This window comes from Nocardia sp. BMG111209, from assembly GCF_000381925.1.
Lineage (GTDB): Bacteria > Actinomycetota > Actinomycetes > Mycobacteriales > Mycobacteriaceae > Nocardia.
This window is the reverse complement of sequence record NZ_KB907307.1, coordinates 885,765-903,369: the sequence shown is the minus strand read 5'-3', so window position 1 is coordinate 903,369 and position 17,605 is coordinate 885,765. Positions and strand designations below refer to the sequence as shown.

Below are 17,605 nucleotides of genomic sequence, written 5' to 3'. Positions count from 1 at the left end.
TAGCACGGATCACTTCCGCGCGGATACGGATTCGGCGGGTCACGGCACGGATCGGCCCGCCCCCGCGTCCCGGGAGCGGGCCGATCCGGTGTCACACCGCGCGGGCCGCGCCGATCGTGTGACACCGCGGGCCGCGCTAGTGCGACATCGCGCGACCGTGACCCTGCGGCACGGTGGTCCCGCGGCCGCGCCGCATCAGGCCGATCAGCGCGGTCAGCACCGCGCCGACCGCACCACCGGCGCCGACCTGGCCGATGATCTGCCCGAAGTCCAGACCACCGCTGGTCGCCGCCTGGATGATCGCGCCGGTGACACCGCCACCGACCGCGCCGGCCACACTGTTGGCGCCGATTCCCACGCCGGTCCGGGCACCGGCGAGATTCCCGCCGACCAGCCCGCCCAGCAATCCGAGCAGCCACTCCATGTGACGGCCCTCCTTCCGACTCACGTCGTCACGGAACGAACTCTGTCGCAATCGAATCGGGCTCGCGGGTCACCGGCGCCGCATCCCCGGGTCATCGGGACCCGGATCGCTCTTGTCGGTATGACTGCGCTGACCGGCGCCGACGGCGTTGTTCTCGTACACCACCTCGATACCGCCGACCTCCGACGACGGCCGCTGGTGTACCACCGGTTCCGCGGCGCCGCGACGGGTCTGCGGCGAGGCCGGGACATCGCGGTGCATCGGACCACGCGGGGCGGACCCGGCCGGCGGCGCCGCACCGACCCGCGGCGTCTCGAAACCGGTTCGCGGCGTGTCGAACTCGCTGCGCGGTGGATATCCGGCGCGCACTCCCGGCGCGGCGGCGCGGGGCTGTTCGAACGCGGAGGGCCGGCCCTGCGGTCCGGCGGTGCGGACGGTCGGCTCCATCGCGGTACGCAGCGGATGTTCCTCCGGCCGCGGCGCGGGACGGCGGCCGAGCAGGCCGAGCAGCGCACCCACCACGGCGGCGATCGCCAGGCCGATCGGCAGACCCCACCAGCGGTTGACACCCGAATCACCGGTGCCGGTCGCGGCCGCGGGCGGCGCGGCGATGGGAGGCGTCGCCCCGGCGGCCGGCGGCTGCGGCGCCTGCGCGGTCAGCGAGGCGGCCAGATCACCGGGCACCGTGCTGATGCCGTCGGCCTGCGACCACCTGATCTCGGTGCCGGTGGGGCCGGCGAACGACGTCGCCTGCACCCCGTTCTCGTCGGTCGTGTCCGTGGTCGGATAACCGAACGGACCGGTGACCGAGCCACTGGACCGATATGCGCCGAGCACCCGGTCCTTGATCAGGTGCGCGCCGGTGGACGGGCTCCAATAGATCGCGGCGCCACCGGCTTCCGCGAAATTCTCGACCCGGCCGACGCCGTCGCCGGCATCGGTCTCGTCGGCGGTCGGGAATCCGAGGTCACCGGTCGGGCCGCCGAGATCGCGGTACCGGTTCAGGATGTCGCCGTACACGGCCTGGGCGCCGGTGCCGGGTGAGTAGAAGATGGCGCCGCCCCGGTAGTTCTGCATCGCGCCGTTCGCGACCTGCGCGGCATCGCCGTCCGGCGGACCCAGGACCGACGAGGCGCCGCCGAGGTCGTTGTAGTGGGAGTCGATCGCGCCGGTCGCCTCCGGCGGCGGCCCGGGTGCCGGCACGCCCGGTTCCGCCAGGGCCGCGCCGCCGAGCACGCCCGCGGTCAGCAGGCCGGCGGCGAAGCCGGACAACGCCTTTCGTGACAGTGACGACATCATCACTCCTCTCAGCGGCGCAACCAGTGCCGCCCGCGCGGGCGGTCCTTGTCACGGTCGCGTTCGGATTCCGGTTCCCGGGACTCGATATTGGTCAGTTCCTCGTTCGGCAGGACGTCGGACGCCTTGCCGACGATCCGGTCGAACGGGTGCCGGCCCGTGGCGCGTTCGATGAATTCCACGTCGGCGGAACCACTTTCGTGCACCACCGGTTCGATGTCGGTGGCCTCGCCGGCGAACCTGCGGACGTTGGTGGACATGGTCTCCTGCGTCCGTACGACGCGCTCGACCGGCTTCTCCACCACGCGCTGCACGAAGACCGGCTTCTCGACGACGACCTCGACGACCTTCTCGACCTCCTTGTAGACCGGGCGCTCGACGATCTTCTCCACGATCCGCTCGACGGGCTTCTCGACGATGCGCTCCTGCACCATCTCGACCTCGCGCTCCACGGTCCGCTCGACCAGGACCGGGGTCTCGACGACCTTCTCGAGTACCTTCTCGACCGGCTTCTCGACGACCTTCTCGATGATCTGCGGCATCTCGACGATCGCGTCGACGACCTTGTCCACCGGCCGCTCGACGCGGTTCTCGACGATGTTCGGCTTCTCCACGATCAGTTCGACGGTCCGCTCGACCGGCTTCTCGACCACCTTCTCGGTGACCTTCGGGACCTCGACGATCTTGTCCACGGTCCGCGCCACCGGCCGCTCGACGACCCGCTCGGTGATCTCGGGCTTCTCGACCACCTTCTCCACGACGCGCTCGACCGGCTTCTCGACCACCTTCTCGACGACGTTGGGCACCTCGACGATCCGCTCCACCGGATGGTCGACGGGCCGCTCCACGATGTTCTCGATGACGTTGGGCTTCTCCACGACGCGGTCGACGGGCCGGTCGACGGGCCGCTCCACCAGCCGCTCGACGATGTTCGGCTTCTCGACGACCTTCTCCACGACGCGGTCGACCGTCTTCTCCACCGGCTTGACGACGATGTTCTCCACGACCAGTTCCCGTGGCACCTCGCGCGTCCGGATCACCGGCTTCTCCACGACCAGGTCGACGACCCGTTCCACCGGCTTCTCCACGGTCCGGTAGACGATCCGCTCCACCGGGACCTCGATGATCTTCTCGACCACCTTCTCCACCGGCTTCTCGACGATCCGCTCGACGATCTTCTCGACCGGCTTCTCGACGACCCGCTCCACGATGCGCTGGACCGGGACCTCCACCACCTTGTCGACGATCTCGACCACGGGCTGTTCGATGCGGCGTTCCACCCGCACCGGCTTGTCGACCACGTTGTCGTGGATGTCCACGATCAGGTTCTCGACCAGGCGCTGCACCCGGGTCGGCTTGTCCTGGACCCGGTCGACGACCGCGACGACCAGTTTCTCCACCAATCGCTGGATCTCGACGGGCTTGTTCTGCACCTTGTCGACGATGTTCACGATCGGCTGCTCGATCCGCCGCTCGACGGTCACCGGCTTGTCGACGACCTTGTCGGTGACGGTCACGGTCGGCTGCTCGATGCGGCGCTCGACGGTCACGGGCTTGTCGACCACATTGTCGGTGATCCGCACGTCCGCCCGCTCGACCAGCCGGGAGATGTTCACGGGCTTCTCCCGCACCTCGTCCACGACGGTGACCTCGGGCCTCTCCACCGTGCGGGTCACCCGGACGGGCTTGTCGACCACCTTGTCCACGGTGTCGACGACCAGTCGCTCGACGACCCGCTCGATGGTCACGGGCCTGTCCACGACCGTCTCGACCGGGCGTTCCACCAGCCGCTGCACGGTGAACGGATGATCGCGGACCTCGTCGGCGATGTGCGTGGGTGGCATCGGCTGCGAGGGTGCGGATTTCGGATCGTGGTGCTCGGGATTCGGCATGGGTGCCTCCATAGAGACGATCGGGTTCGCGAGAAAACTGTTCGCCTTCGAATTCCATTTCTGCGCGGTGCACCAACAGACCACAATTACACCCCGAAACTCCGATCGGTCAATCGAGGCCCCGAATTCATCCCACAACATTCGCGGGGTATCCCGGCGGAATCGGCTCGGGTATCGGGGAATTCACTGCGGCCGGGTCCGTGTCCGCGGCCGCCGGTAATCGGAATTCTGCCCGTGAGCGGCGGGAGCGCCGTCACGCGATTCATCGCCATTGTATGACCGGCGACAATTCATCGGTGAATCCGTTTCCGCATCGCAATACCGGCCGGCGGCCGGAAATCTCATCGAATTCTCACGAATTGCGGTGGCCGGCCGATCCCGGCGGCCGACCGGCCGCACGCGATACCGTTGACCACCATGAGCGCAGACGCGGCCCGGACGGACACCGTGCGAGTGGCGAGCCGCACCCGCGGCCGGCCGCCGGGCCCGCCGCGGGATCCGGCCGTCCGGCGGGAGGAACTGCTCGACGCCGCCGAGCGGGTGGTGGCCCGCGACGGCGCGGGGGTGACCATCGCCCAGGTCGCGGCGGAGGCGGGATACGCGCGGACCGCGGTGTACGCGGTGTTCCCGGATCTGCCGGCGCTGGTCGACGCGCTGGCCGAGCGGCACATGGAACGGGTGACCGCGGCCGCGGACACCATCCTGGCCCAGCCGTTGCCGGGGCAGCGGCTGCTGCGCGCGCTGGTCCAGTTGATGTGCGATTTCGTCGACGGCAACCCGAACCTGCACCACCTGCTGATGCAGCGGATGCAGTCCGACGATCCGCCGCCGGCCGCCCGGCCGTTCTTCACCAGATCCGCCGAATGGGCCACCGCGGTCTTCGACGCGTTGCTGCGGGCCGTCGACGCCGATCCCGCGCCCGCCCGCGTCTGGGCCACCGCCACGGTCGGCGCGATCCTGATGTCGGCGGAGGACTGGGGACGCGATCCGGGCCGGCGACCGGACGAGTTCGTCGACCGGCTCACCGCATTCCTCTGGCCGGCGCTGGAATCCGCCGGTGCGGGCCGGTTCACCGGGCCGCTGATCGTGCCGGCGGCCACACTCACCGCCGTCGCACCGGACCGATGAGGCGTTTGTACCGACACTCCGCGCTCGCCGTGACTGCCGGCCGGTTGCCGACTACGGTTGTGACCGTCGCGCGTCGAATTGTCGGGCTTGGAGGGAGTGCCAGATGAGTATCGAAACCGCCGGTGGCGGGCGCCACCGGGTCGTGGTCATCGGATCGGGGTTCGGCGGTCTGTTCGCCGCCCGGCATCTGCGCCGCACCGACGTGGACGTGGCGCTGATCTCCAAGACCTCCACCCACCTGTTCCAGCCGCTGCTGTACCAGGTCGCCACCGGCATCCTGTCCACCGGCGAGATCGCGCCCGCCACCCGCCTGGTGGTGCGCAAATACGCCAACACCCGGGTGTTGCTCGGCGATGTGCACGACATCGACCTGGTCAACCGCACGGTCACCTCCCGGCTGCTGAACCAGGACACCGTCACCACCTTCGACAGCCTCATCGTCGCCACCGGGGCCCAGCAGTCGTATTTCGGCAACGACCAGTTCGCCACCTACGCGCCGGGCATGAAGACCATCGACGACGCCCTGGAACTGCGCGCCCGCATCCTCGGCTCGTTCGAGGAGGCCGAACTGGCCCCCACCCAGGAGGAGCGGGACCGGTTCACCACCTTCGTGGTGGTCGGCGCGGGCCCCACGGGCGTCGAGCTCGCCGGGCAGATCTCCGAACTGGCCAATCGCACCCTGGCCGGGGCGTTCCGGGCGATCGACACTCGGCAGTCCCGGGTGGTGCTGGTCGAGGGCGCCAACGCGGTCCTCGCCCCGATGGGCCCCAAACTCGGCGGCAAGGCGCACGCGCAGCTCGAGAAGATGGGCGTCGAGGTCCAGCTGAATTCGATGGTCACCGGTGTCGACGCGCGCGGCGTCACCATCAAGGACAGTCAGACCGGCGACATCCGGCGCATCGAGGCCGCGTGCAAGGTGTGGTCGGCGGGTGTGCAGGCCAGCCCGCTGGGCCGGATGCTCGCCGAGCGGTCCAAGGGCACCGAGATCGATCGCGCGGGCCGCGTGGTCGTGGAACCCGATCTGACGATCAAGGGATATCCGAACGTCTTCGTCGTCGGCGATCTCATGGCCGTCCCCGGGGTGCCGGGCATGGCCCAGGGCGCGATCCAGGGCGCCACCTACGCCGCCCAGCAGATCACCGCGGAGCTGAAGGGTAAGCAGACCCCGGCCGACCGGAAGCCGTTCCACTATCTCAACAAGGGCAGTATGGCGACCATCTCCCGGTTCAACGCCGTCTGCCAGATCGGCAAACTGGAGTTCGGCGGGTTCCTCGCCTGGCTGGCCTGGCTGGCACTGCACCTGTATTACCTCATCGGCTACCGCAGCCGGGTGGTCACCGTGTTCCAATGGTTCGTCTCGTTCTCCGGACGTAATCGCGGGCAGATGGCCGCCACCGAGCAATGGGTTTTCGCCCGGCTCGCCCTCGAGGCGCTCAACGGAAATGACGAGGACGCGCGGGACGTCCGTACGGAAATCGGCACGGACAGAAAAGAATCCGCCGGCTGATCCCGTATCCGCGCCCGCGCGGCGCGGCGCGCCACACCGCCCACACCAATCCGGAACGCCGGACGGATCCGAATGTCATGTTCGGAATACGTTCGCATTCACGAGAAAGGTCATCATGGGCACAAGCCAGCAGGGTGATCCGGCGCCGCGTCGGCGGCCGCTCGGTTCGATCCTCGTCGCCGGAACGATTCCGGTCGCCGTATGCCTCGGAGGCGGCCACGCCGTGGCCGACGCCCCGGCCGGGACGCCGCCCGCGGTGTCGGCCGAGACGCCCGCCGACGCCACCTCCGCCGATCCGGGCGAGGTCGAGGCCGCGGCCGGCAGCGCCGCCGATCCGGAGGCCGCCCCGATCCCGCCGGTGTCGGAGGCCGCGCGGGCGCAGGACGCGGGCGAGGCGGATGCCGACGCCGCGGCCGACCAGGCGCCGATCGCCGCCGACGTCCCGGCGCCGAAGGTGTACGTGGGCCGCAACTCCAGCACCGGGATGCGGGCCGAGCCGGAGAACACCGGCCTGGCCCCGGTCGACGCCCAGCGCCTGCACCTGCCGAATCCCGGGACCGTGCCCGATGTGGCGCCGATCCAGGCGCCGGCCGGGAAGCTGCGCTGCGGCGATGCGAAAGTCGACGTCCCGCCGTGGCTGGGCCCGGTGCAGGCCGGTCAGGTGAACGAGGCGTCGGCGCGCACCGAGGCGCAGCTGGCCCGCACGCTGGACTCGGCCGGTTTCGCGCCGAGCCGCTCGGACCGGATCGCCGCCGGCACCCTGGGCGGCGCCGCGACCGGCGCCGTCGTGGGCGCCATCGCGGGCCTGCCGCCCGTCCTGCCCGGCCTGGTGGTGGGCACCGTCGTCGGCGCGGTCATCGGCGGTGTGAATGCCTACAACGCGCCGGCGATCGAGCCGCCCCTGGTCGACAAGCCGGCCGTGGAGTCCCCGGCCGCCGACGCGTCCGCTGCCGACTCGCCCGCCACAGCCGAGTCCGCCACCCAGACGCCCGCGACCGCCGACGCCTGAGCGCCGGGCACGATACGGCCCGGAGGCCGGGATCCCCTGTGGGATCCCGGCCTTTCGCCGTCCCGGACCGAATTCGAATGCGTCCGTACGGAATCGGCGCATCCCTCCCCGGTTCCGGCCCACCCGGGCGACCGCCTCCCGACCGCGCGGCTCGCGGCGTGTCGTGAGCTGCACCAATCCACTCGGCGACCTGGTCCGAATGTCGAGCGTCGACATTCCCCCGAACGAAAGGTCGTGTATGGCCGCAGGTAAACACAGGGCGCCCAACCCGCATCGCAATCGGGTGGGCACAGTGGTGGCAGCAGGTGCCGTCCCACTAGTCCTGGCGGTCGTCGGAGCCGGCACTGCACACGCAGCAGCCGGTACTCTGCCGATCGCGCAACAAGATGATGCGATGCAGGAGTGGCCGGCAGCCGGCTCGCCGAACGAGCAGCCCTACGAGGGCCTGCACATTCCGCACAACGAGCTGAGCTCGCTCCAGTCGGCTCGGTCGTTGCCGAACCATCACTACCTGGCCCCGGTCGGGACGCTGCACACGCCGGTGCCGGTGACCCCGGTACCGCCGATCGCGCCGCCCCCGGGCAAGTTCCGCTTCGGTGACGTGCAGGTCGACGCGCCGAACTGGATCAACCGCGATCAGGCGATCACGGTCAACGACACCTCGGCCCAGACCGAGGCCGGTCTCGCCACCTTCCTGGACTCGATCGGCATGGAGCGCAGCCGCTCCGATCGGATCGCCGGTCAGACCCTGGGCACCGCCGCCATGGGCGCGGTCGCGGGTGCGAGCGCGGCCCTGCCGCTGACGCTGAGTGCGGCGGCCATGGGCGGGTTGTGCGGGCTCATCGCGGGCGTGCCGTTCCTGCCGATCGGCCTCGTCGCCGGCCCGATTCTCGGTGCGGCGGTGGGCGCCGCGGCGGTCACGATTCCCGCCGCCGCAGTCGGCGCCGGAGTCGGTGCCGCGGTGGGTGCGGTGGGTGGACTCACCGCACCCTCCCGCGTGCTCGGGGATATCTGACCCGGCCGCACAGGTTCGACCGGGGCGGGCGCCGGAACTCGGCGCCCGCCCCTCCTGCAAAGAGCGTCGGGTGCGACCACCGGTACCCCGGCCGCGCACAAACCGACCCCCGGCCGCGCGCAGACCGACCGGACCGGCACTGGCAGCCGCTGGTATCCCGGCCGCGTCGCAGCCCGGGGCGGACCCTCGCGGGTGCCGCGGAATCAGTCCGCCACACTCGCCGCGACGGCCGGATCACGTTGCGCCGCAATCGAATCGGGGTAGGCGGCCAGGGCGGGACCGGTCCAGGTGAACAATGTCCCGCCGGCGGCGAGGGGTAGCAGGGCGGCCGATCCGGTTGTGCGGGTGAGGGTGTCGTCGGGGACGGCGAGGATGCTCACCAATGCCCGTGGGGCGGTGAGCAGGTCGTCGGTCGGGGCGCCCGCACCGAGCTCGAGGCGGTGGCGGAGCAGCGGGAGACCGGCGCGGTCGGCGATCAGGTCGCCGCGCCAGCGGCCGGAATCCTCACCGCTGCGGCCGATCTGGATGTGTTCGGCCAGGTGGAGGGTCGCGTCGGCGGCCAGGTCCACGGTGGTGACGGCGTGGTGTTCGGCGCCGTCGGCGACGACCGTCGGCTCCGGGGCGAAGTCCAGGTGCGCGCCGGCCCCGACCGCGAGCCGCCAATACGCCACCGACAGCGGGGTTTCCCGTCCGGGCAGCGCGATGGTCGCCGCGACCGTGCGCAGTCGCAGCCGGGCGCCGGGCGCCACCCGGATCTCGATATCCAGTTCGTCGCCGCCGACCGGGGTGGCCGCGGTGCCGACCAGGTGGACGGTATCGGCCGCGGTGGCCCGGGCCGTCATCGCGCCGGTGGCGCGGATGTGCGGCCAGGCCCCGGGACGGGCGAGGATCCGCAGCTCAGTGCGCAACCGCGGCGTCCGCGTCGGCGGCGGCCCGGACCTGTGCCCGCACCCAGTCCAGGACGGGGGTGGCCGCCGGATCGCCGGTCAACGACGTGAACACGAACGGGCGGCCCTCGCGCACCGCCGTCGAATCCCGGTCCATCACACCGAGATCCGCGCCGACCAGCGGCGCCAGATCGGTCTTGTTGATCACCAGCAGATCCGAGAAGGTCACGCCCGGACCGCCTTTGCGCGGAACCTTGTCGCCGCCGGCCACGTCGACGACGAAGATCTGCACATCGATCAGGCCGGAAGAGAAAGTGGCGGTAAGATTGTCGCCGCCGGATTCGACCAGGATCAGGTCCAGCGGCGGGTTGGACTCGATCAGATCGTCGATCGCGTCCAGATTCGCGGTGATGTCGTCGCGGATCGCGGTGTGCGGGCAGCCACCGGTCTGCACGGCGGCGATCCGCTCGTCCGGCAGCACCGCGTGCCGGCGCAGGAAGTCCGCGTCCTCGGTGGTGTAGATGTCGTTGGTCAGCACGGCCAGCGACAGTTCGTCCCGCAGTTCCCGGCACAGCGCGGCCACCAGCGCCGTCTTACCGGAGCCGACCGGCCCGCCGATCCCGATCCGCACCGGCTCCCCCGGGGTACGTTCCCGCCGGGGGCGGTCGTGGCCGTGGTCGTGCGGTTCGCCGTCGATCAGGTGTGGTGGCATATCGCTCTCCTTCGCTTCCGCGCCCATCCTGACGGACGCACGTAAAGGGCGTGTAACTCGCCTCGGCAACTACGAGGCGAACAGCGGCATCCCCCGTAGCAGATGCCGCTGTGCGAGCACATCCTGCAACGGATCCGACAGGGCCGCGAGCCCGGTCACCGCCTCTGCCGCCGTCCGATCGCACAGCGCGGTGAGACGCACGGTACAGGCGGCGACGGCGGCCGGATCCAGCGCCAGCAACCGCTGCGCGGCGGTCGCGGCCCCGGTCATGGTCGTGTAGACGACGACCCCGGCGATCTGCGCGGGGGTGAGCCCCGCCGCGATCCCGGCCACCCCGAACACCGTCGGCAGATGCGGCCGGGAACCCAGCGCGGCCCAATCCTGTTCGGGCCACAGTTGTTTCGCCAGGCGCAGCATCCCGCGTCCCTGCGCGCGCGAGGCGGTCCGCGCCGCCGGCGCCGGCGTCCGGGCGTCCGCCTCGGCCTCGGCCCGCTCCGGATCCAGCTCCCCCGCGCACACCGCGGCCGCCAGTGCGGCGGCCACCAGCCCCGAGGTCCGGATCCGCCGCCGCAGATACGCCTCCACCGACGCGACATCCCGCACCAGCCCGGAGACCACCGCCTCCTCGACGCCCCCGGAGTGCACATGCCCCCCGATCGGCAGCCGAGAATCCGCCAGCGTCATCACCATCGCCACACTCATCGCCCACACCTCCGCACCCGGCCTCCCCGCGATCCTAAGGCCGGTCACCGGACCCGACCAGCCGCTACTTCCCGCGCCGGGACCTCGGCGAGCGGCGCAGGGTGCGCGCCATGAGCCGATGCGCCGGACCGCGCGCGAGTTCACCCCAGGCGTTCAGCGGTCCGGACCACCAGGGCGAGATCGCCACCGGCCGCGCGACCAGGGCATGACAGATCAGATCGGCGGCCTCGTCGGCGGTGAGGCCGGGCAGCTCGCCGAAGTCGGTCGGCGCGCTCATCCGGGTGTGCACCAGCGGCATGTAGATCGAGGTGACGGCCACCTCGTCGCCCGCGACCTCGGTCGCGACCGTGCGCAGCCAGGTGTCGAACGCGGCCTTGGATCCGGCGTAGGCGGACCATCCCGGATTCGGCGGCATCCGCAGCGCCCACGTGGAGATGTTGACGATCTGGCCCGTACGGCGTTCCCGCATACCGGGCAGCAACGCGAGCAGCAGCCGCACCGGGCCGAGATAGTTCACATCCAGCGTGCGCGTGACGTCGTGGAACCGGTCGTAGGTCTCGGCCACCGACCGGCGGATCGAGCGGCCCGCGTTGTTGACCACCACATCGACCCGGCCGTGCGCGGCGAGCACCGCCGCGGCCAGCCGCTCGATCCCGTCGGCCTCGGACAGATCCGCGGGATATACGTGCGCGACGCCACCGGCCGCCGCGATCTCGGCGGCGACCTCCCGCAATTCGTCCTCGGACCGGGCCACCAGCAGCACCGTCGCCCCCGCGGCCCCGACCTTGCGGGCCGCGGCCCGGCCGATCCCGTGCGAGGACCCGGTCACCAGCACCACGCGCCCCGCCACCGCGGCCCGCAGATCCCCCTCCCGCGGCTTGTGCGTCGGGTACAACAACCGCGTCGCAATCCGTTCGCGCGCGGGCCCGCCGCGCGGGCGTATGGTCGCTCACCCTCGTGACTCTAGAGGCGTGGCCGAGGCTCAGTGCGGCACGGGCGCCGCATCGGCGGGACTGTGGCGCCGGGCCGACACCAGCGCCACGACCGCCATCGCCGCGAGCAGCCCCGCGGCCACGATGATCGCGGCGTGGACCCCGCTGACGTAGGCGGCGCGGGCGGCGTGCGCGAGCCCGGCGTCACCACGGGCGAGGGTTTCGCCGAGGGTGGACCCGAAGGCGCCCTTCGACCGGAATACGAGCGTGACCAGGGAGCCCAGCAGGGACAGGCCGAGTCCGTTGCCGAGTTCGAAGCTGGTCTCCGAGATGCCCGCGGCCGCGCCGGCGCGATGCGGCGGCACCGCCGAGATCGCGACGTCGGAGACGAGGGTGAAGCACAGCCCGTACCCGAATCCGGCGATCGTGGAGCCGGCCACATACCAGCCGACGCCGCCGTCCACGCCGATGCCGAGCATCAGCAGGTTGCCGATCGCGGCGGTGCCCAGGGCCAGCGCGAACGAGCCGGCCGCGCCGAGCCGGCGGCCGATCCGGGCCCCGCCCATGGACACGACGAAGACCATCGCGGCCGCCGGAATGCTCAGGACCGCGGCCGCGAGCGGGTCCCGGCCGGTCACCGATTGCAGATAGACACTGCTCAGATAGCCGATCCCGGACAGGGCCAGCATGCCGACCGTGCTGGAGCCGACGGCGACGGAGAAGCCCGCCCGCCGGAACAGGCTCAGGTCCAGCAGCGGATCGTCGAGATGGCGCTGCCGTCGCAGGAACGCCCACAGCAGTCCGGCGCCGATCACCGCGAATATCGCGTCGCCGATCGCGACACCGTCGGCCGCGGCATGCTTCACCGCGTAGATCAGCGGCAGGATGCCGCCGATGGACAGCACCACGCTGATCGGATCGAGCGGGCCGCGACCGGCGCGATGTTCCGGCAGCAGCCACGCGCCCAGGGTCAGGAACACCACCAGCACCGGCAGATTGACCAGGAAGGCCGAACCCCACCAGAAGTGGTTCAGCAGCAGGCCGCCGATGATCGGCCCGAGGGCGGACCCGCCGGCGAAGAAGGCCGTCCAGATCCCGATGGCGGTGGCACGGGCCCGCGGCTCGGCGAACAGGGCCGAGATCAGCGCCAGGCTGGACGGCAGCAGGGTCGCGCCGCCCGCGCCCATCAGGGCCCGCGCGGCGATCAGCACCCCGGCGCTGGGGGCGAACGCACCCAGGACCGAGCCGATCCCGAACACCGTCGCACCGCCGAGCAGGATCCGCCGCCGCCCGAACCGGTCGCCGAGATTACCCATGGTGATCAGCAGGCCGGCCAGCACGAAACCGTAGACGTCGAGGATCCACAGCTGTTGCATCGCGGACGGGTCCAGCGCGGCGCTCAGGGTGGGCATTGCCAGGAACAGCACCGAGACGTCCATCGACACCAGCAGCACCGGCAGCAGCAGGACGGCCAGTCCCAGCCAGGCGCGGCGGTGTGACCCCGCCTGCGGGGCCGCGTCGGGCACGCGGATATCGGTCGAGGTCATGTCCTCTCCTTCGAGGATGCGTACGTCGTACGCGGGCAGAACTGAGTACAGTGTACGCAAAGGGTTCCAGAAACGAAAGTGAAATCATCCCATGACCGAGCCCAAGCTCACCCGCGCCGCCATCGTCGACGCCGCGGTCGCCATGGCCGACGAGACCGGACTGGACGCGCTGTCCATGCGCCGGATCGCCGAGCGCATCGGGGTGGGAGCCATGTCGCTGTACCGGCACGTGCCGAACAAGGACGCGTTACTGGCCGCGATGACCGACGAGGTCGCCCGTCGCTACCCCTATCCCGAGCCCGAACCGGACTGGACGTGGCGGGACCGGGTCCGGGTGGCCGGCGAGATCGATTGGCAGCTGTACCAGCAACATCCGTGGGTGCTGTTCACCTTCGCCGTGCCGCGCTACAACTTCGGCCCGCACAGCCTGGCCTGCCTGGAGTGGCTGGTCGCCGGCTTCGGCGAACTCACCGCCGATCCCCGCGTCGCGACCCGGATGGCGCTGTCGCTGTGGAGTTATCTCGCCGGTATCGCGGTACAGCAGGTCAGCGTCGGATTCCTCGCCGAGCACGACAACGAGGACGAGGAGCCCTCGGGCCTGGCGTCGCTGCTCGACGGCGACCCGCGCTGGCCGGTGCCGCCCGCGCTGGAACCGCTGGTCGGCTCCGGCCGCGGCGATCTGCTCGATCCGTACCGCCTGCTGCGCGCCGGACTGGACGCGCTCTGCGACGGATTCGCCGTACAGGCCGCCGCCGCAGCGCGGCCCGAACCGGCTCAGAACAGGAAGTAGCGCTGCGCCATCGGCAGTTCCGTGGCGGGCTGCTCCGCCCACACCTCACCGTCGATGCGGACGGTGAAGGTGTCCGGATCCACCTCGATCCGCGGCAGGGCGTCGTTGTTCGGCATATCGGCCTTCGTGCGCGCGCGGACGTTCGCGACCGGGACGAGAGCGCGCTGCACCCGCAGCCGATCGGCGAGGCCGTCCTCGATCGCCTGCTCGGCGACGAAATGCAGTGACGTCTGCGCCACCACGGCCGGCGCGGCGCCGAACATCGGCCGCGGCAGCACCGGCTGCGGGGTGGGGATGGAGGCGTTGGCGTCGCCCATCGCCGCCCAGGCGATCGTGCCGCCCTTGAACACCAGATCCGGCCGCACCCCGAAGAACTTGGTATCCCACAGCACCAGATCGGCCAGCTTGCCGACCTCCACCGAGCCGATCTCGTGGTCGAGACCGTGTGCGACCGCCGGGCAGATGGTGTATTTCGCGATGTAGCGCCGCACCCGGTTGTTGTCGGCCCGGCCGTCGCCGGCCAGCGCGCCGCGGCGGCGCTTCATCACGTGCGCGGTCTGCCAGGTGCGCATGACCACCTCGCCGATCCGGCCCATCGCCTGCGAGTCCGAGCTCATCATCGAGATCGCGCCCAGATCGTGCAGCAGATCCTCGGCGGCGATCGTGGACGGCCGGATCCGGCTCTCCGCGAAGGCCAGATCCTCCGGGACCGCCGGATTCAGGTGATGGCACACCATGAGCATGTCCAGATGCTCATCGATGGTGTTGACGGTGTGCGGCCGGGTCGGATTGGTCGAACCGGGCAGCACGTTCGCGACCCCGGCGAGGGTGATGATGTCCGGCGCGTGCCCGCCGCCGGCGCCCTCGACGTGATAGGCGTTGATGGCCCGCCCCCGGATCGCGGCGATGGTGTCCTCGACGAAACCCGCCTCGTTCAGCGTGTCCGAGTGCAGCGCCACCTGGACGCCGGAGGCGTCGGCGACGGTGAGGCTGGCGTCGATCGCCGCCGGGGTGGAGCCCCAGTCCTCGTGCAACTTGAAACCGCCCGCGCCGCCGCGCAATTGCTCCCACAGCGCCTCCTGGCGCACGGTGTTGCCCTTGCCGAGCAGCAGGACGTTCACCGGCCAGGGATCCATCGCCTCGAGCATCCGGCCCAGATGCCAGGCGCCGGGGGTGACCGTGGTGGCCTTGCTGCCCTCCGCCGGGCCGGTGCCGCCGCCGGCCAGCGTGGTGATGCCCGCGCCGAGCGCCTCCGGCACCAGCTGCGGGCAGATGAAGTGCACGTGGGTGTCCAGCGCGCCGGCGGTGAGGATCTTCCCGTTGCCGGCGACGATCTCCGTGGACGGTCCCACCACCAGTTCCGGATGCACGCCGTCCATGGTGTCCGGATTACCGGCCTTGCCGATGCCCACGATCCGGCCGTCGCGAATACCGATGTCGGCCTTGATGATTCCCCAGTAGTCGACGATCACCGCACCGGTGATCACGGTGTCCGGAGCGCCCTCGGCCCGGGTGGCGCGGCCCTGGCCCATGGATTCGCGCAACACCTTGCCGCCACCGAATACGGCCTCGTCACCGGCGAAACCCGGTCCGCCGCTGCGGTCTTCGGTGATCTCGATCAGAAGATCGGTGTCGGCCAATCGAATCCGGTCCCCGGCGGTCGGGCCGTACAGTGCCGCATAGCGAGCGCGCGAGATCGATGCCATCAGCGGTCCAGCTTTCCGGGAGCGTGCAGATCGATACCGTGGACCTCGCGGGTGCCACGCAGCGGGACCAGCGAGACCCGTTGTCCCAGACCGGGTTCGAAGCGCACCGCGGTACCGGCGGGAATGTCGAGACGGCGGCCGTGCGCGGCCTCTCGGTCGAACCGCAGCGCGCTGTTGGCCTGCGGGAAATGCACGTGGCTGCCGACCTGGACCGGCCGGTCGCCGGTGTTGAGGACGTCCAGCTCGAGCCGGTCGGCGCCCGGGTTGATCTCGATATCGCCGTCGGCGAAGAGGTATTCGCCGGGAATCGGGCCGGATCGCGCCGGATCCGGAATATCGTGTGCCATGCCGCGCCCTAGCCGATGGGGTGGTGAACGGTGACGAGTTTGGTGCCGTCCGGGAAGGTGGCCTCCACCTGGACGTCGTCGATCATCTCCGGGACGCCGGCCATGACGTCGTCGCGGGTGAGGACCGTACGGCCGGAGGACATCAGCTCCGCGACGGTGCGGCCGTCGCGGGCGCCCTCGAGGACATGATCGGTGAGGATCGCGACCGCCTCCGGATAGTTGAGCTTCAGCCCGCGTGCCTGCCGCCGGCGGGCCAGCTCGGCCGCGTAGCTGAGCATGAGCCGTTCCTGCTCGTGCGGCGACAATCGCATGCGTGCTCCTCGCGAAGTATGTGCGCGACATTGTGGCACGCACGCGGGACCGCGTCGCGCCGACCGATTGCCGGGTGGGTCAGCTCTCGTTCGTGAGGTTCTGCAGCCGCACCTGGCCGCGGGCGACCACCCGCTCCTGATCGTCGGTGATCACGACCTGCCACAGTTGCTGCGAGCGTCCGCGGTGGATCGGCGTCGCGACCCCGTGCACCGTGCCCTCGCGGGTCGCGCGCAGGAAGTCGGTGTTGTTGTTGACGCCGACGACCCGGCCGCGATCGCCGAACCAGATCCCCGCGGCCACACTCGCGAGCGTTTCGATGATCGAGCAGTAGACGCCGCCGTGCACGATCCCGTGCGGCTGATGCAGCCGCGGCGTGACCACCAGTTCGCCGGTCACCCGATCGGGGCTCAGCTCGGTGAACTTCAGCCCGATCAGGTCGCTGAAGGAGTCGCCGCTGAGCGCGGTGAGCTGCTCGGGCGTCATACCGGCGAGGGAGGCGGGGGGATCTTGCTCGGTCATGAATCCAGCGTTACACACAGCCCGCGAAGCGAAACGGCGGGTCCCATCCCGGATGGGACCCGCCGCGGCAGGGATCGGGAAGTCGACCGCAGCCCTCGGGACTAACACTCGATCCGTACGCCGAATTCGATTGTAGGGCAGCCTTACCTAACAAGGCAAGCCCGGCGCACCGGGAGCCGCCGTTCCTCGAGCGCCGCCACGAAACCCTGACCGCGCGCGCTGCCCGCCGCCGACGAGGTGCGCGCCAGCTCCGGCACATAGGTCGCCGCGCCGAGCACGCTCTCCCCGACCAGCGCCCAGTACCGGCGCGGGCCCAGCCCGGCACAACGGAACATGGTGTGCTGCACCAGCCGTAGCGCCGGCTCACAGCGATGCGCGAGCCACAGGTACAGCGCACGATCGCACGGCAGCGTGACCACACCCGGCGCACCGGCGAGCCGATCGCCCGTCACCACGCGCAACGTGGTGTCGTCCAGGCCCGCCCAGTCCACGCCGCCGTCGTTGTCGGAGTGCATCCAGAGGTTCTCGAGGCCCGGGTCCCAGGCCCGGCCGTCGGCCACCAGCAGCGCGGTGACCCGGCCGATCACGCCGTGGATCAGCGCGGTCGCCACCACCTCGGCGGCGATCTCCGGACTGGTCATCTCGGCGACGTGCCGCCGGTACATGAGTTCGACCCGGCCCTCCCGGATCCCGTCGGCGAGCCGCCACCAGCGCCGCCGGCCCTGATCGGCCATACCGGCGACGGCGTAGACGCGAGGATGGTCCGGCTGCATCGCGCGCAACCTGGCACAGACCTGCCCGAACGCGGGCTCGTGGTGCGGTGGGGGGCACACGGGCATGGGTGCGGACATCGAACCTCCTTCAGGTGCGGGGTCGTCCG

General features: G+C 70.9%; 18 protein-coding genes. 5 read left to right on the top strand and 13 right to left on the bottom strand.

Annotation, left to right across the window (positions count from 1 at the left end; all coding sequences use genetic code 11):
• Positions 1 to 136 precede the first annotated feature (136 nt).
• From G361_RS0104060 to G361_RS42265, 3 genes are all read right to left on the bottom strand, one after another.
• Positions 137 to 424 (bottom strand): hypothetical protein, encoded by a 288-nt coding sequence (locus G361_RS0104060; protein WP_019925773.1) that lies wholly within the window; start codon positions 422 to 424, stop codon positions 137 to 139.
• Between the two features lie 69 nt (positions 425 to 493).
• On the bottom strand, positions 494 to 1,723 hold the full coding sequence (locus G361_RS0104055; RefSeq protein WP_019925772.1) for an LGFP repeat-containing protein: 1,230 nt from the start codon (positions 1,721 to 1,723) through the stop codon (positions 494 to 496).
• A gap of 8 nt (positions 1,724 to 1,731) precedes the next feature.
• Positions 1,732 to 3,753 (bottom strand): hypothetical protein, encoded by a 2,022-nt coding sequence (locus tag G361_RS42265; protein ID WP_155981291.1) that lies wholly within the window; start codon positions 3,751 to 3,753, stop codon positions 1,732 to 1,734.
• 276 nt (positions 3,754 to 4,029) lie between these two features.
• Here G361_RS42265 and G361_RS46635 point away from each other — a divergent pair, with 276 nt between their 5' ends.
• The 4 genes from G361_RS46635 to G361_RS0104030 all read left to right on the top strand — a co-directional run bounded on the left by G361_RS46635 (position 4,030) and on the right by G361_RS0104030 (position 8,271).
• Complete coding sequence (locus G361_RS46635) at positions 4,030 to 4,740, top strand: TetR/AcrR family transcriptional regulator (RefSeq protein WP_019925770.1); 711 nt, start codon at positions 4,030 to 4,032, stop codon at positions 4,738 to 4,740.
• 103 nt (positions 4,741 to 4,843) lie between these two features.
• Positions 4,844 to 6,247, top strand: a complete 1,404-nt coding sequence (locus G361_RS42255; RefSeq protein ID WP_019925769.1) for an NAD(P)/FAD-dependent oxidoreductase — start codon at positions 4,844 to 4,846, stop codon at positions 6,245 to 6,247.
• Positions 6,248 to 6,362: 115 nt separating this feature from the next.
• Positions 6,363 to 7,256 carry a hypothetical protein gene (locus tag G361_RS46630; protein WP_019925768.1) on the top strand — a complete coding sequence of 298 codons (894 nt, stop codon included), beginning with the start codon at positions 6,363 to 6,365 and terminating at the stop codon, positions 7,254 to 7,256.
• Positions 7,257 to 7,650: 394 nt separating this feature from the next.
• On the top strand, positions 7,651 to 8,271 hold the full coding sequence (locus tag G361_RS0104030) for a hypothetical protein (protein ID WP_019925767.1): 621 nt from the start codon (positions 7,651 to 7,653) through the stop codon (positions 8,269 to 8,271).
• 203 nt (positions 8,272 to 8,474) lie between these two features.
• On the opposite strand, the gene G361_RS42245 is transcribed toward G361_RS0104030, so the two are convergent.
• From G361_RS42245 to G361_RS0104005, 5 genes are all read right to left on the bottom strand, one after another.
• On the bottom strand, positions 8,475 to 9,179 hold the full coding sequence (locus G361_RS42245; protein ID WP_019925766.1) for an urease accessory protein UreD: 705 nt from the start codon (positions 9,177 to 9,179) through the stop codon (positions 8,475 to 8,477).
• The gene (gene ureG, locus G361_RS0104020; RefSeq protein WP_026342668.1) at positions 9,169 to 9,870 is read right to left on the bottom strand and encodes an urease accessory protein UreG; all 702 of its coding nucleotides are present in this window, start codon (positions 9,868 to 9,870) and stop codon (positions 9,169 to 9,171) included. Before ureG ends, G361_RS42245 begins: the two co-directional genes overlap by 11 nt.
• A gap of 69 nt (positions 9,871 to 9,939) precedes the next feature.
• On the bottom strand, positions 9,940 to 10,572 hold the full coding sequence (locus G361_RS0104015; protein ID WP_026342667.1) for an urease accessory protein UreF: 633 nt from the start codon (positions 10,570 to 10,572) through the stop codon (positions 9,940 to 9,942).
• Between the two features lie 64 nt (positions 10,573 to 10,636).
• On the bottom strand, positions 10,637 to 11,470 hold the full coding sequence (locus tag G361_RS42240; RefSeq protein WP_019925763.1) for an SDR family NAD(P)-dependent oxidoreductase: 834 nt from the start codon (positions 11,468 to 11,470) through the stop codon (positions 10,637 to 10,639).
• An 84-nt stretch (positions 11,471 to 11,554) separates the two neighbouring features.
• Positions 11,555 to 13,051, bottom strand: coding sequence for an MFS transporter (locus tag G361_RS0104005; protein ID WP_019925762.1), 1,497 nt, complete (start codon positions 13,049 to 13,051; stop codon positions 11,555 to 11,557).
• Between the two features lie 91 nt (positions 13,052 to 13,142).
• Here G361_RS0104005 and G361_RS0104000 point away from each other — a divergent pair, with 91 nt between their 5' ends.
• On the top strand, positions 13,143 to 13,841 hold the full coding sequence (locus G361_RS0104000; protein ID WP_019925761.1) for a TetR/AcrR family transcriptional regulator: 699 nt from the start codon (positions 13,143 to 13,145) through the stop codon (positions 13,839 to 13,841).
• On the opposite strand, the gene G361_RS0103995 is transcribed toward G361_RS0104000, so the two are convergent.
• The 5 genes from G361_RS0103995 to G361_RS0103975 all read right to left on the bottom strand — a co-directional run bounded on the left by G361_RS0103995 (position 13,826) and on the right by G361_RS0103975 (position 17,576).
• Positions 13,826 to 15,547, bottom strand: coding sequence for an urease subunit alpha (locus G361_RS0103995; protein WP_019925760.1), 1,722 nt, complete (start codon positions 15,545 to 15,547; stop codon positions 13,826 to 13,828). The two genes, G361_RS0104000 and G361_RS0103995, sit on opposite strands and share 16 nt — an antisense overlap.
• On the bottom strand, positions 15,547 to 15,894 hold the full coding sequence (locus G361_RS0103990; protein ID WP_019925759.1) for an urease subunit beta: 348 nt from the start codon (positions 15,892 to 15,894) through the stop codon (positions 15,547 to 15,549). The genes G361_RS0103995 and G361_RS0103990 overlap by 1 nt, the downstream gene beginning before the upstream one ends.
• 8 nt (positions 15,895 to 15,902) lie before the next feature.
• Positions 15,903 to 16,205, bottom strand: coding sequence for an urease subunit gamma (locus tag G361_RS0103985; RefSeq protein WP_019925758.1), 303 nt, complete (start codon positions 16,203 to 16,205; stop codon positions 15,903 to 15,905).
• A 79-nt stretch (positions 16,206 to 16,284) separates the two neighbouring features.
• Positions 16,285 to 16,725, bottom strand: a complete 441-nt coding sequence (locus G361_RS0103980) for a PaaI family thioesterase (protein ID WP_026342665.1) — start codon at positions 16,723 to 16,725, stop codon at positions 16,285 to 16,287.
• 143 nt (positions 16,726 to 16,868) lie between these two features.
• Positions 16,869 to 17,576, bottom strand: a complete 708-nt coding sequence (locus G361_RS0103975) for a hypothetical protein (protein WP_026342664.1) — start codon at positions 17,574 to 17,576, stop codon at positions 16,869 to 16,871.
• Positions 17,577 to 17,605 lie beyond the last annotated feature (29 nt).